Annotated in this window: 11 protein-coding genes; 5 read left to right on the top strand and 6 right to left on the bottom strand. The window is 65.2% G+C overall.

Going from position 1 to position 13,677, the window contains the following annotated elements:
- Positions 1 to 33: 33 nt before the first annotated feature.
- Positions 34 to 1,284: an N-acetylmuramoyl-L-alanine amidase gene (locus FPZ24_RS12495; protein WP_240047453.1), complete on the bottom strand. Its 1,251-nt coding sequence runs from the start codon at positions 1,282 to 1,284 to the stop codon at positions 34 to 36.
- A 469-nt stretch (positions 1,285 to 1,753) separates the two neighbouring features.
- On the opposite strand from FPZ24_RS12495, the gene FPZ24_RS12500 reads away from it, so the two are divergent.
- The 5 genes from FPZ24_RS12500 to FPZ24_RS12520 all read left to right on the top strand — a co-directional run bounded on the left by FPZ24_RS12500 (position 1,754) and on the right by FPZ24_RS12520 (position 8,296).
- On the top strand, positions 1,754 to 4,375 hold the full coding sequence (locus FPZ24_RS12500) for an Rne/Rng family ribonuclease (protein ID WP_240047454.1): 2,622 nt from the start codon (positions 1,754 to 1,756) through the stop codon (positions 4,373 to 4,375).
- 96 nt (positions 4,376 to 4,471) lie between these two features.
- A complete protein-coding gene (locus tag FPZ24_RS12505) occupies positions 4,472 to 5,818 on the top strand; it encodes a M48 family metalloprotease (protein WP_146572482.1) in 1,347 nt (448 codons plus the stop codon).
- A complete protein-coding gene (locus FPZ24_RS12510; protein ID WP_146572484.1) occupies positions 5,815 to 6,528 on the top strand; it encodes a DsbA family protein in 714 nt (237 codons plus the stop codon). Before FPZ24_RS12505 ends, FPZ24_RS12510 begins: the two co-directional genes overlap by 4 nt.
- A gap of 59 nt (positions 6,529 to 6,587) precedes the next feature.
- Positions 6,588 to 7,538, top strand: a complete 951-nt coding sequence (locus tag FPZ24_RS12515; protein ID WP_146572486.1) for an ABC transporter ATP-binding protein — start codon at positions 6,588 to 6,590, stop codon at positions 7,536 to 7,538.
- Positions 7,535 to 8,296, top strand: coding sequence for an ABC transporter permease (locus FPZ24_RS12520; protein WP_146572488.1), 762 nt, complete (start codon positions 7,535 to 7,537; stop codon positions 8,294 to 8,296). Before FPZ24_RS12515 ends, FPZ24_RS12520 begins: the two co-directional genes overlap by 4 nt.
- A gap of 1 nt (position 8,297) precedes the next feature.
- Here the strand turns inward: FPZ24_RS12520 and FPZ24_RS12525 are convergent, their stop codons facing one another.
- From FPZ24_RS12525 to FPZ24_RS12545, 5 genes are all read right to left on the bottom strand, one after another.
- On the bottom strand, positions 8,298 to 10,157 hold the full coding sequence (locus FPZ24_RS12525) for a CocE/NonD family hydrolase (protein ID WP_146572491.1): 1,860 nt from the start codon (positions 10,155 to 10,157) through the stop codon (positions 8,298 to 8,300).
- Positions 10,158 to 10,277: 120 nt separating this feature from the next.
- Positions 10,278 to 11,246, bottom strand: coding sequence for a class II fructose-bisphosphatase (glpX, locus tag FPZ24_RS12530; protein ID WP_146572493.1), 969 nt, complete (start codon positions 11,244 to 11,246; stop codon positions 10,278 to 10,280).
- Between the two features lie 54 nt (positions 11,247 to 11,300).
- A complete protein-coding gene (locus tag FPZ24_RS12535; protein ID WP_146572495.1) occupies positions 11,301 to 12,089 on the bottom strand; it encodes a glutaminyl-peptide cyclotransferase in 789 nt (262 codons plus the stop codon).
- Positions 12,090 to 12,091: 2 nt separating this feature from the next.
- Positions 12,092 to 12,913 carry a 2,3,4,5-tetrahydropyridine-2,6-dicarboxylate N-succinyltransferase gene (dapD, locus tag FPZ24_RS12540; RefSeq protein ID WP_146572497.1) on the bottom strand — a complete coding sequence of 274 codons (822 nt, stop codon included), beginning with the start codon at positions 12,911 to 12,913 and terminating at the stop codon, positions 12,092 to 12,094.
- On the bottom strand, positions 12,910 to 13,575 hold the full coding sequence (locus FPZ24_RS12545) for a pyrimidine 5'-nucleotidase (protein ID WP_146572499.1): 666 nt from the start codon (positions 13,573 to 13,575) through the stop codon (positions 12,910 to 12,912). Before FPZ24_RS12545 ends, dapD begins: the two co-directional genes overlap by 4 nt.
- Positions 13,576 to 13,677: the final 102 nt, after the last annotated feature.

The following is a 13,677-nucleotide window of genomic DNA, read 5'->3' on the forward strand; positions in this document are numbered from 1 at the left end:
CGTTGGCGGTTGCCAGCCGTGTTCGACGAGCCGCTAGTTCGCCGCCATGCGCTTGGCGAAATTGATCTCGACCGCACGCAGCACGCTCGTCGCGATCCGCTTGCGACCCTCGGGCGAATCGAGGAACGCCGCGTCGTTGGGGTTGGAGATGTAGCCCGTCTCGAACAGGATCGACGGCATGTCGGGCGCCTTGAGCACCATCAGCGACGCCATTTTGTGGAAGTTCGTGCGCAACGGCATCAACGGCGCTGCCTCGCGACCGAGCAGACGCGCGAACGCGGCGGAGGCGTTCATCGTCTCGCGTTGCGTCAAGTCGATCAGGATCGACGACACGTCGGCATTCTCTCCGCCCAGGTCGATCCCGCCGATGATGTCGGCCTTGTTCTCGCGCGACGCGAGCTTGGCGGCTTCCTTGTCGGAGGCGATCTCCGAAAGGGTGTAGACTGACGCGCCGGTGGCATCGCCCGTGCCGACGCTGTCGCAATGGATCGAAATGAAGAGGTCGGCCTTGAGCTTGCGCGCGATCCCGTAACGCTCCTGGAGCACGAGGAAGCGATCGTCCTCCCGCGTCAGTGCTACGCGGACGCGGCCCGATTTGAGCAGTTCGTCGCGGATCGCCTTGGCGATCTTGAGCGTGACGTCCTTTTCCTTGAGACCGCTGGTCGGCGAGATCGCGCCGGGATCGAACCCGCCATGCCCGGCATCGATCACGACCAACGGGCGATCGGCGTCGCCGTCGACGCGCGGCAGCGTGAGCGTCCGGCTCGACCCCGGCACCGGCAGCGATACAGTGTAGCGCGCCGGGATCAGCCCGGTATCGGGCATGTTGAACGGCGGCAGGAAGCGCAACTTCCCTTCGCCCGCCGCGCGCGCGAAATCGTCGTCGTCGACGGTCTTTAGCTGGAGGGTCAGGACGCGACCGTCCGCGCCGAACTTGCCACCGGTCACGACGGCTGGACGGGTCAGGTCGAACACGACGCGTGCGCCACCGTCACGGACTCCTTCGCGCACGCCGCCGACCAAGCCGCCGGTTTTAACCGTGCCGCCGGGTTTCGCACCGGTCACATCAAGCGCAACCCGGTTCGGCGAGGCGAGCAGGAAGCTGGAGGCGTCGGCGACACGGCCGTCGAACGTTACGACGACCGAGTCATTTCTGACCTCGACCCGCTGGATCGTGCCGGCCCAGGCCGGTGTCCCGCCGAACCATAGCGCCAGAAGTGCGAGAATGAACGACACGCGTACGTAATGGCGCGGCGACTTGTCGCCGGTCCAGCGAAAAACCATCCGACGGAGAACCCGCGTTACGCCCCCAAACATGGCGATGCTTATCGCGTGCGCTCGCTGCCACATGGTGAATCGACATGGTTAACCGGTCGTTAGGCTTTTGCGTGCAGGCAAAAACGGCCGAATTCTGCCAGTTGAAGCGCAGCGTTCGGAATGCTACTTCAGTGGCAACCGGGCTTTCGCGCGTGATTTGCGTGGGTCCGGTATCACGGCCGCCCCGGCGTATTCGGGTCAGGCGGCTTATCCAGGTTGACGCGCGCAATGATGCATTTCCCCCGATACACGATCCGCCCGGCACTTGCCGGCGGCCGTGCTGACGGGGGTGTCCCGGGCCAGGCGCTCGGGCGTGCTCTGCGCGCGAAAGACGCACATCCACCCATCCGCAACGCCCGGCGATCCGCCGGCAGCGCGCGATTTATCGGCGCGCCCCCTCCTCCGTTCGAGGAGCGGCGCGCCCGGAGAACACTAAATGACCATGCGTATGTTGATCGACGCACGCCACCGGGAGGAAACCCGGGTGGCGGTCGTCAAGGGAAACCGCATCGAGGAATTTGATTTCGAGAGTGCCGAGCGCAAGCAGCTCAAGGGGAACATCTATCTAGCCAAGGTTACGCGGGTCGAGCCGTCGTTGCAGGCGGCGTTTATCGATTACGGCGGGAACCGACACGGCTTTCTCGCCTTTTCGGAAATTCACCCCGATTATTATCAGATTCCCAAGGAGGATCGCGACGCCCTGCTTCGTGAAGAGGCCGAGCATGCCGCGGAAGAAGCCGCCCTACGCGCCGAACTCGATGCCGAGGACGACGAGCATGACGACGACGATCACGATCACGAGCCGAGCGAGGAAGAACTCGAACGGCTCGACGACGACGGTGCGCCCGACGAAGAGGTAGCCGCCGGCAACGAAAGCCGTGGCCGCCGTCCGCGCCGCGGCGGGTCGGACGACCAGGTCGATGCGCTGCGCGAGCGCCGCATGAACCTGCGTCGACGCTACAAGATCCAGGACGTCATCAAGCGCCGCCAGGTGCTGCTGGTTCAAGTCGTCAAGGAAGAGCGCGGCAACAAGGGCGCGGCGCTGACCACCTACCTGTCGCTCGCCGGCCGCTATTGCGTGCTGATGCCGAACACGTCGCACGGCGGCGGGATTTCGCGCAAGATTTCGAACGCGGGCGACCGCAAGCGCCTCAAGTCGATCATGGCGGACCTCAAGCTCCCGCCGTCGATGGGCTGCATCGTCCGCACGGCCGGGCTGCAGCGTACGAAGGTCGAGATCAAGCGCGACTTCGATTACCTCGCCCGGTTGTGGGACGGCATTCGCGAAACCACCCTCGCCTCCGCCGCACCCGCGCTCGTCTATGGCGACAGCGACCTGCTGAAGCGTGCGATCCGCGACATCTACAACAAGGACATCGACGAGGTGATCGTCGAGGGCGATGAGGGCTATCGTCAAGCGAAGGAGTTCATGAAGCTCCTGATGCCGAGCCACGCCCGCCGCGTGAAGCATTACAGCGACCCCGTGCCGCTCTTCCAGCGCGCCGGCGTCGAGGATCAGTTGTCGGCGATGTACAACCCGGTCGTCCAGCTCAAGTCGGGCGGCTATCTGGTCATCAATCCGACCGAAGCGCTCGTCTCGATCGACATCAACTCAGGGCGGTCGACCCGCGAGCACAATATCGAGCAAACCGCGACCGCGACCAACCTCGAGGCCGCGCACGAGATCGCCCGTCAGTTGCGCTTGCGCGACATGGCCGGGCTCGTCGTCATCGACTTCATCGACATGGACAACAATTCCAATGTCCGGAAGGTCGAGAAGGCGATGAAGGAGGCGCTGAAGAACGACCGCGCCCGCATCCAGGTCGGCCGTATTTCGGGCTTCGGCCTGATGGAGATGAGCCGCCAGCGCCTGCGCACCGGTGTGCTCGAAGCATCGACCCGCCAGTGTCCGCATTGCGAAGGCACCGGGCTGGTCCGCACCGCGTCGTCGGCCGGACTGTCGGCGCTGCGCCTGATCGAGGACGAGGCCGCCCGCGGCCGAGGCTCGATCCTGACGCTGCGCGCGAGCCAGGAAGCCGCGATCTACGTGCTCAACAAGAAGCGCGCCGACATCGCGGAGATCGAGGATCGCTACGGCGTCCAGGTCGTGATCCTGCCCGACGGCGAGACCGAAGGCGCGCGCATGTCGGTCGAAGCGAGCGGCCCGCCGCCCGCCTATCAGCCGAAGTTCGAGCAGGTCGTCGAGGAAGAGGAAGACGATTTCGTCGAGGACGAGATCGACGAGGAAATCGAGGAAGAGGCTGACGAAGACGATCGTCCGCAGCGTGGTGCGCCGCGCGAGCGGTCGGGCGAGGACGATGGCGAAGGCGGGCGCAAGCGTCGCCGCCGCCGTCGCGGTCGTCGCGGCCGTGGCCGTCCCGAGGGCGAAGAGGGCGGCGACGAAACCGTCACGCAGCAGCCCGAAGGTGAAGCCAACGACGACGAAGCCGAGGATGTGCCCGAGCGTGTGACCGCCGACGAGGATGGCGAACCGCGTCGCGGTCGTGGCCGCCGTCGTGGCCGTCGCGGTCGTCGCGGTGAAGGTACGGGCGACGTTGCCCCGTCGGCCGACGAAGCCGATGCCGGTGACGCCGGCGCGGTCGTCGCAACCCACGCCAACCCCGACGTGCCGGTTGCGGTCGAGCCTGATGCCGAGGAAGCGGATGCCGCGCCCAAGCGTTCGCGCCGCCGTCCGCGTGCCCGCGCCGCCGAGGAAATCGCGGTCGCGCCTGCCGTGACTGAGATCGAGGAGGCGGTGGCCGAAAAGCCCAAGCGCCGCTCGCGTAAGAAGGCCGAGCCGACTGTCGAAGCCCCGGCCGAACCCGAGACGATCGCCGTTGCGCCTGCCGTGACCGAGATCGAGGAAGCCGCCGCCGAAAAACCGAAGCGCCGCTCGCGCAAGAAGGCCGATGCCGAGGCTCCAGCGCCGGCGAACGATGCCGACGAAGCGGCAGCGGCGCCCGACACCGACGGTGCGGCACCCGCCGATGACGCGGCCGGAACCGACGAGAACGGCGAGCCGCGCCGCGGCTGGTGGCAGCGCACCTTCGGCGCGTAATCACGACGCGCCCTGCGCTTCATGGCGGGTTCACTCGCCGGGGCGCAGGGCGGCGGTCGCATTGATCGTCGGGGCAAACGGGCGGATTATCGGGATATGAAACGGTACGTCGCGATTCTCGCCGCCATGGTCCTGATCTGGGTCCAGCCGGCCCGCGCCCAATCCATCCTGCGCGACGCCGAGACCGAGGCGATGTTCAAGGACATGTCGCGGCAGATGATCATCGCCGCCGGCCTGTCGCCCAACAACGTCAACGTCGTCCTCGTCAACGACGATTCGATCAACGCGTTCGTCGTCGGTGGGCAGACCGTCTACATCCATTCTGGCCTGATCGCCGCCGCCGACAATGCCGGCCAGGTGCAGGGCGTGATCGCGCACGAACTCGGCCATATCGCCGACGGTCACGTCGTACTGGCCGATGCCGGTTATAAGCCCGCGCTCGGCATTTCGTTGCTCAGCATGGTGCTGGGTATCGCCGCCGCCGCTGCCGGAGCCGGAGAGGCCGGCGCGGGCATCTTCGCGGCCGGCCAGCAGGCCGCCTTGGGCAAGGTGCTCGCCTTCACCCGCGTCCAGGAAGCGACGGCCGACGCCAGCGGCGCGAAATATCTTCGCGTCGCGGGGATCAGCGGCAAGGGCATGCTCCAATTCTTCAAGAAGCTGGCGAACGAGGAATATAGCTACGGCCTCGCCAACATCGATCCGTACGCGCAGACGCACCCGCTGTCGAACGAGCGCGTCGCGGCGCTGACCGCCGACCTCAAGGCGTCGCCCGCGTGGAACAACCCGCCCGACCCGGTGCTGGAGGAACGCTTCAAGCGCGTGAAGGCCAAGCTGGCGGGATACGTCCAACCCTATGCGCGCACGCTCAACGACTATCCCGAGAGCGATAATTCGATCTACGCCCGCTACGCCCGTGCCTATGCCTGGCATAAGGCCGGCTATCCCGACAAAGCCGATGCCGAGACGTTGGCGCTGATCGCGGCGCGCCCGCACGATCCCTATTTCCTCGAAATCCGCGGCCAGATCCTGCTCGAGGCCGGGCGGCCGGTCGATGCGATCGCGCCGTTGAAGGAAGCGAGCGAACTGACTCGGTACGACCCGCTGATCGTCACGACCTATGGCCATGCGCTGATCGCAACCGAGGACAAGGCCAACTATGCCGAAGCCGAGCGCGTGCTGCGGATCGCGGTCAACAAGGACGACGACAACCCGTTCGCCTGGTACCAACTCGGTACTGTCTACGAACTGAAGGGCGACACTGCCCGCGCAATGCTCGCGACCGCCGAGCGCGCCAGCATGACCGGCGATATGCGTACCGCGGTGTACAGCGCGCGCGGGGCCATGGCCGCGCTCCCGCCGAATACGCCCGACTGGATCCGCGCGCAGGACATCGCGCTGACCGGCCAGAACCAGCTCGACGATCAGAAGCGTAAGAAGAAATGACCGATTTCCCGTCGTCGCGCGCCGCGCTTCCTCTGGTCGCGGCGGCAGCCGCCTTACTCGGTGCCGGCGCCACGTGGTTGGTGTCGCATCAGGCCGGCGGGAATCAGGTCCGCGAGTACCTGCTCGCACATCCGGAAGTCATTCCGGAGGCCATGCAGAAGCTGCAGGAACGTTCGAACGCCAAGGTCATCGCCGCCAACCGCGCCGACATCCTGACGCCGGTCGGCAGCGCGTGGGCGGGCAATCCGAACGGCGACGTCACCGTGGTCGAGTATCTCGACTATAACTGCACCTATTGCCGCGCGAGCTTGCCGATCGTCGACAAGCTGATCGCCGCCGAACCGAACGTGAAGGTCATTTACCGCGAACTCCCCGTGCTCAGCCTGGAGAGCGAAACCGCGGCGCGTTACGCGATCGTCGCCGGGCGCCAGGGCAAGTATCGCGCGCTCCACGCCGCGCTCTACGCCGGCGGCCCGTTGACCGAGGCGAGCATGGACAAGGCGCTCGTCACCGCCGGGCTCGATCCGGCCAAGGTCAAGGAAGAGGCGAAGAGCGCCTCGGTAGAAGCGATGATCAAGACCAACCTGTCGCTGATGCGCCCGCTCGGCATGACCGGCACGCCGACCTGGGTGATCGGCGACCGCGTCGTGTCCAGCGTGATGAGCCTGGAAGACATGCGCGACGCCATCGCCGCGGCGCGCGCGAAATAGCTCCTGCGCGGTTGCGCGCCGCTACCCCCTTCCCCATCTTGCGCGTTCAAGGGGACTGCATGACCGATCCGATCCTATCCGTCCGCGGCGTATCCAAGACTTATGCCTCGGGCGTCCACGCGCTTCACGAAGTCGATCTCGACATCAACAAAGGCGAAATCTTCGCGCTGCTCGGCCCGAACGGCGCGGGCAAGACGACGCTGATCAGCATCATCTGCGGCATCGTCACGCCATCGACGGGCACGATCACCGTCGGCGGTTGCGACGCGATCAATCAGCCCAAGCGCGCGCGTCGGCAGATCGGTCTGGTGCCGCAGGAGCTCGCCACCGACATGTTCGAAACGGTCGAGGCGACGTGCCGGTTCAGCCGCGGGCTGTTCGGCTATCCCCCGCATTCGAGCCATATCGACGAGGTGCTCAAGGACCTGTCGCTCTACGACAAGCGCAAGTCGAAGATCATGGAGCTGTCGGGCGGCATGAAGCGCCGCGTGTTGATCGCCAAGGCGCTGAGCCACGAGCCCGACATCCTGTTCCTCGACGAACCCACCGCGGGCGTCGACGTCGAACTGCGCCGCGACATGTGGAAACTGGTCCACAAGCTCCGCGAAAAGGGTACGACGATCATCCTGACCACGCATTACATCGAAGAAGCCGAGGAAATGGCCGACCGCGTCGGGGTGATCTCCGGCGGCAAGCTGCTGGTGGTCGATGAAAAGGCCGCGCTGATGAAGAAGCTCGGCAAGCGCGAGCTCGACGTGTCGCTCAGCGAGGCGATGCGCGATTTGCCCGCGGAACTCGGCGAGTGGGATCTGAGCTTGCAGAACGACGGTAAGACACTGCGCTATGTCTTTGATGCGCAGGCCGAACGTACCGGCATCCCGTCGCTGCTGCGCAAGCTCGCGGAGCTCAATATCGGGTTCAAGGACCTCGAAACATCCAAGTCGAGCCTGGAGGACATCTTCGTCGATCTCGTCCACGATGGCGGCCGGTCGCAGGAGAAGGCGGCATGAACCTTCACGGCGTCTACGCGATCTACCGCTTCGAAATGGCCCGCGCGCTGCGCACGTTGTGGCAAAGCCTGGTCACGCCAGTCATCACCACTAGCCTCTATTTCGTGGTCTTCGGCGGCGCGATCGGGTCGCGGATAAATCAAGTCGGTGGCGTGGGTTACGGCAGTTTCATCGTACCTGGCCTCATCATGCTGTCGCTGCTGACGCAATCGATCAGCAATGCGTCGATCGGCATCTATTTCCCGAAGTTCACCGGGACGATCTTCGAACTGCTGTCGGCGCCGATCAATTCGATGGAGATGGTGCTGGGCTATGTCGGCGCGGCGGCTACCAAGTCGGTGATCCTCGGCCTGATCATCCTCGCGACCGCGGCGGCGTTCGTCCCGATCCCGATCGCGCACCCGGTCGCGATGGTCGCGTTCCTGATCCTGACCAGCCTGGCGTTCAGCCTGTTCGGCTTCATCATCGGCGTGTGGGCGAAAGGGTTCGAACAGCTCAACTTCGTCCCCGCTTTGTTGATCACGCCGCTGACGTTTCTCGGCGGCGCGTTCTACTCGATCGATATGCTGCCCCAGCCCTGGCGCACGGTCAGCCTGTTCAACCCGGTCGTCTATCTGGTCAGCGGGTTCCGCTGGAGCTTCTTCGATCGAGGCGACGTGCCGGTCGGCATCAGCCTCGCCGCGACCGCCGCGTTCCTGCTGGTGTGTCTCGGCGTGATCGCGTGGATTTTCCGGACGGGGTACCGGCTCAAAAATTAGCCTACATTACCGGCAGCACGATTTTCGAGCCGCTGCACACTCGCTGCGTCGCCTTCACGAAATCGCTCGCCTTCGCGCGCATGATGTTCGGCACGAAGGTCTGCGGATTGCGGTCGATTACCGGGAACCAGGTCGACTGCACTTGGACCATGATGCGGTGGCCCTTCTTGAATACGTGGTCGTGGTCGCGCAGCGGCACATCCCACGCGATCACCTTGTCGGGGACCAGCGCCTGCGGCTTGGTATCGCTCGCCAGGAAACGCCCGCGGCGCACGTCCATCGCGATCGGCCACTGATAGCCGTTGAGCGTCTTGGCATAGTCGCCGAGACCCCAATTGGTCGTGCTGGTATCGACGTAATTGTCGGGCAGCACGTCGATCAATTTGACCACGAAATCGCTATCGGTGCCGCTGGTCGACGCCATCAGCTTTGCGGCGATCGCACCGGTCACCGTCACATCGTTATCGAGCGGCGCAGAAACATAGCTGAGCACATCGGGCCGGTGGTCGACGAACCGCTGGTCATCGCTCTCCCATAGCCGCCAGTCCGGGGTCGCGTAGGTTCGGCTCATCGGCCGCTTGCGGAACGGTACCGGGTTGGCGGGGTCGCTGACGTAATCGCGGCAGCCCTCACCCGCGGCGGGCGCGGTGAACGACAGGCTGCCATCGGCGTGGAAATAGAGGTCGGTCGGCTTGGCGCCGGCGGGCGGCCAGGCGGCATAGGTCTTCCACACGTTCGACCCCGACTGGAACATCCGCGCGGTGAAATCGGGCCGCGCCCCCTTGCCGTGCAGCCAATAGGCGAAGAACGGCGCCTGGACCTGCGTCTGGAATTCGGTACCGCTTTCGGTGCCGATCGGGATGGCCCCGAGCGTCGATCCCTTCCCCTGCCACCCGCCATGGTTCCACGGCCCGGCGACGATCTGCGCTAGATGGTCGGGATCGTTCTTCGTTTGCTGCGCGTAGATCTGCCACGAACCCCAGGGATCTTCCTGATCCCAGAAGCCGGCGACGTTGAGCGTCGGCACCGTCGTCTTGCCCAGCGACGTCTGCCAGTTCTGATCGGTGTAAAAGGCGTCGTGGTTCGGGTGATCGAGCAGCGAGGTGAACATCGGCGCCGCGCCCTTGAAGATGGTCTTGTCGATATTCTCGACGGGCCCCATTTTCAGATACCAGTCGTAGGCGTCGGTCATGCCGTCGAGGCTGAGTTCCTTGTTCTGCGTCTTGTCGACCTGCAGGCTGGACACCCATTCGGTCGCATAGCTCAGCCGCAACGCGCCGTTGCGGTGAAGATCGTCCGACAGCCAATAATCGATCCATGCCGCCTGCGGGCTGACCGCCTTCAGCGCCGGGTGCGGCTTGGCGAGCGCGACGGCGGCGGCGAAGCCGGGGTACGACACGCCCCACATCCCGACCTTGCCGTTGTTGTTCGGCACGTTCTTCACCAGCCAGTCGATCGCGTCGTAGGCATCGGTCGCTTCGTTGGGCGTCGTCTTGACGCTGGTCGATAGGGTGAACTTGCCGTCCGATCCGAACCGCCCGCGCATCGACTGGAACACGAAGATGTAGCCGTCCGCCACCAGCGGCTTCCAGTTCGCCGGGACCTGTGTCGGCAATCCGCCGGGGACGCCATAGGGCGTGCGCTGGAACAGGATCGGCAGCTTCGTCTTCGCGCCCTTCGGGGCGATGATTACCGTCTCCATCTTCGCGCCGTCGTGCATGGGGACCATCACGCGCGTGTAGGTGAATTGGTCGGCGACGCTCGGGGCGGCGACGGACGTAGCAGCTTGCGGGCGCGCGGCGACGAAAGACGCCGGAACCAGCGCCGCAACCGCCGCGAGCAAGACGGTGTGTTTCCGCATCCTAATCTCCTCCGTCACCCCGGCCTTGTGCCGGGGTCTGCCGTGCCACGAATCTGGACGCGCGATGTTTGCGGCACGGCGGATGCCGGGACAAGCCCGGCATGACGACGGAAGGCGGCGTTAGCCGATGCGGTGCTCGCCCTTGACCCAGCGCACCGTACCGGAACTGGCGCGCATCACTACCGAATTGGTCGTCATCTTGCCGCCCTGGCGCTTGACGCCATCGAGCAGCGAGCCGTCGGTCACGCCGGTCGCGGCGAAAATGCAGTCGCCCTTCGCGAGTTCCGACAGATCGTATTGCTTGTCGAGGTCGTCGATTCCCCATTTGCGGGCGCGGGCACGTTCGTCGTCGTTGCGGAACAACAGGCGGCCCTTGAACTGCCCCCCGACGCAGCGCAGCGCGGCACAAGCCAACACCCCCTCCGGCGCACCGCCCGATCCCATATACACGTCGATCGTCGTGTCGGGATTGGTCGTCGCGATCACGCCCGCGACATCACCGTCGCCGATCAGCATCACGCCGCAGCCGATCGCGCGCAGTTCGGCGATCAGCCCTTCGTGCCGCGGCCGGTCGAGCACGCAGGCGATGACCTCGTTGGGCTTGCACCCCTTAGCCGCGGCGATCGCGGCAACGTTATCGGTCGGCGACTTGTCAAGATCGATCACGCCCTCTGGATAGCCCGGCCCGACCGCGATCTTGTCCATGTACACGTCGGGCGCGTTGAGCAAATTGCCCTCTTCGGAAATCGCCAGCACCGCGAGCGCATTCGGCCCCGCCTTGGCGCAGATAGTGGTGCCCTCGAGGGGATCGAGCGCGATGTCGATCTTCGGGCCGGTGCCGATCGCCGACCCGACCTTTTCGCCGATGAACAGCATCGGCGCCTCGTCGCGTTCGCCTTCGCCGATCACCACGGTGCCGTCCATCGCGAGTTCGTTGAGCGCGGCACGCATCGCCTCGACCGCGGCGGCGTCGGCGGCCTTTTCGTCGCCGCGCCCGACCAGGGTCGATGCGCCGATCGCGGCGGCTTCGGTGACGCGCACCATTTCGAGCACGAGCACGCGGTCGAGCACCTTGCTGGCGGTGGTCATGTCGTCGGGAATCCTCTCAATTGGTCTGTTGGCGGCGCGGATAGGCGCGCGACGTTACGGAGTCGAGACGGTGTCGCGCGGCGCCTTGATCTCGAAAATGTACGGCCAGTCCTTGCCCGTCACGAACAGCCGCCGCTTCTTCGCGTCCCAGGCGATGCCGTTGGCGACGTCGTTCTCCGCGGTCGCGCCCGATTGGCGATGGAGTTCGGCAACGTCGATCCAGCCGATCACGTGCCCATCCTTCGGATCGATCCGCGCGATGCGATCGGTCAACCAGACGTTGGCGAGGATCTCGCCGTCGACATATTCAAGCTCGTTGAGGTTGATCAGCGGCTGCCCGTCATGTGTCACGGTCAGCGTGCGGCGGACAGCGAACGTGGTCGGATCGACGAACCGCAGCACCGGCGTGCCGTCGGACATGATCAGGCTGGTACCGTCGCCGGTCAGCGCCCAACCCTCGCCCGCATATTTGAACTCGCCGACCTTCTTCAATTTGTCCTTCGACCAGCGGAACCCGATGCCGTTCTTCCACGTGAGGCTCAGAATCTGATTGCCCCAGGGCGCGATGCCCTCGCCATAGAGCGGCGGATTGACCGCGACGCGCATCAGCACCTTGCCGGTCATCAGATCGACCTTGCGGATGCCGGACTTGCCGACGGTACCGGTCGATTCCCACAGCTTGCCGTTCTCGTAGAACAGCCCCTCGGTATAGGCCTGCGGATCGTGCGGGTAGGTCGCGATGATCTGCGCGCGGGCTACCGGGACATTGGTCGGCTCGAGCACCGGAATGTCCTGCGCGACCGCCGGGCCGGCGAGGAGAGCGAGCAGGATCGCGATACGCATGATCAATCCCTCAGCAGCTCGTTGATGCTCGTCTTCGCCCGCGTCTGCGCGTCGGCGCGCTTGATGATGACCGCGCAATACAGCCCCGGCTTGCCGTCGCCGCCGCCGATCGAGCCGGGGACGACGACCGCATAAGGCGGTACTTCGCCAAACATCACTTCGCCGGTCGCGCGGTCGACGATCTTGGTCGATTTGCCGATGAACACGCCCATCGACAGAACCGCGCCTTCGCCGACGCGGACGCCCTCGACCACTTCGCTGCGCGCACCGATGAAGCAATTGTCGCCGATCACGACCGGATCAGCCTGAAGCGGTTCGAGCACGCCGCCGATCCCCGCACCGCCCGACAGGTGCACGTTCTTCCCGATCTGCGCGCAGCTGCCCACGGTCGCCCAGGTATCGACCATCGTGCCTTCGCCGACATAGGCGCCGATATTGACGAAGCTCGGCATCACGATCGCGTTCTTGCCGATGAACGACCCGCGCCGCACCACCGCGCCGGGTACGATGCGGAAGCCCGCGTCGCGGAAGCGGTTCTCACCCCAGCCGGCGAACTTGGACGGCACCTTGTCGAACGCCGGCGCGCCCGCCGCACCGCCATTGATCACTTCGTTGTCGTTCAGGCGGAACGACAGCAAAACCGCCTTCTTCAGCCACTGATTGACCACCCAGCCGTCGCCCGACGGTTCGGCGACGCGCACCTCGCCCGAATCGAGCAGCGCCAACGCCGCCTCGACCGCGTCGCGCACCGCGCCGGTCGTCCCGGTGGAAACGTTCGCGCGATCCTCCCACGCGGCGTCGATCGTCGCGGCCAGATCGGTCATGCTTCCTCCAATATCTCGTGCAGCCAGTGGGTGATGTCGCGGGTCGCGAAATCGATATGATCGCGCTCGGCGCTGTCGGCCTGTTCGGAACCGTTGTCGACCCACAAGGTCGTCATGCCGATGTCCTTTGCCGGCTTCAGGTTGCGCGCCATGTCGTCGGCGAAGAGGCATTCGTGCGGATCGAGTCCGAACGTGTCGCAGATGTGCCGATACGCCCAGGGCTCGGGCTTGGGCCGGTAATTCAGCGCGTGGACGTCGTGGATTGCCTCGAACGTATCGCCCAGCCCCAGCCGGGCCAAAATCTTCCGCGCGTAAATCTCGTCGGCGTTGGTGAAGACGATCTTGCGCCCCGGCAGCTTGGCGATCGCGGCGGCGAGCGGCGCGTTATTCTCCAGCATGTCCATCTCGATATCGTGGACGTCGGCGAGATATTGGTGCGGATCGACGCCGTGCTCCGCCATCAGCCCTGCCAGCGTCGTGCCGCGCGTGTGGAAATAGTTCTTCTGGATGCGGTACGCCTCGTCGCGATTAACCTGGAACAGCCGCGCGATGTAATCGGTGATGCGCCGGTCGACCTGCTCGAACAACCGCGCGCCGTGCGGATAGAGCGTGTTGTCGAGGTCGAAAATCCAGTTGCGGATCGAGGCCAGACGCGGGAGCATGCGGAGACAGGCCCTAGGCGGCGTACTGACGTGGAGCAAGGCGCGCCCGGCCGGAAGATTTTAAGACTCTGTAAACCAAACCTAATCCATGATTGCCGAGAA

This window comes from Sphingomonas panacisoli (assembly GCF_007859635.1).
In the GTDB taxonomy this organism is placed as follows: Bacteria; Pseudomonadota; Alphaproteobacteria; order Sphingomonadales; family Sphingomonadaceae; genus Sphingomonas; species Sphingomonas panacisoli.

What these genes read in the sequence shown, in the direction of transcription:
- FPZ24_RS12495 (WP_240047453.1), bottom strand. Translation starts at nt 1,284, where the DNA reads ATGGTTTTTCGCTGGACCGGCGACAAGTCGCCGCGCCATTACGTACGC.
- FPZ24_RS12500 (WP_240047454.1), top strand. Translation starts at nt 1,754, where the DNA reads ATGACCATGCGTATGTTGATCGACGCACGCCACCGGGAGGAAACCCGG.
- FPZ24_RS12505 (WP_146572482.1), top strand. Translation starts at nt 4,472, where the DNA reads ATGAAACGGTACGTCGCGATTCTCGCCGCCATGGTCCTGATCTGGGTC.
- FPZ24_RS12510 (WP_146572484.1), top strand. Translation starts at nt 5,815, where the DNA reads ATGACCGATTTCCCGTCGTCGCGCGCCGCGCTTCCTCTGGTCGCGGCG.
- FPZ24_RS12515 (WP_146572486.1), top strand. Translation starts at nt 6,588, where the DNA reads ATGACCGATCCGATCCTATCCGTCCGCGGCGTATCCAAGACTTATGCC.
- FPZ24_RS12520 (WP_146572488.1), top strand. Translation starts at nt 7,535, where the DNA reads ATGAACCTTCACGGCGTCTACGCGATCTACCGCTTCGAAATGGCCCGC.
- FPZ24_RS12525 (WP_146572491.1), bottom strand. Translation starts at nt 10,157, where the DNA reads ATGCGGAAACACACCGTCTTGCTCGCGGCGGTTGCGGCGCTGGTTCCG.
- glpX (WP_146572493.1), bottom strand. Translation starts at nt 11,246, where the DNA reads ATGACCACCGCCAGCAAGGTGCTCGACCGCGTGCTCGTGCTCGAAATG.
- FPZ24_RS12535 (WP_146572495.1), bottom strand. Translation starts at nt 12,089, where the DNA reads ATGCGTATCGCGATCCTGCTCGCTCTCCTCGCCGGCCCGGCGGTCGCG.
- dapD (WP_146572497.1), bottom strand. Translation starts at nt 12,913, where the DNA reads ATGACCGATCTGGCCGCGACGATCGACGCCGCGTGGGAGGATCGCGCG.
- FPZ24_RS12545 (WP_146572499.1), bottom strand. Translation starts at nt 13,575, where the DNA reads ATGCTCCCGCGTCTGGCCTCGATCCGCAACTGGATTTTCGACCTCGAC.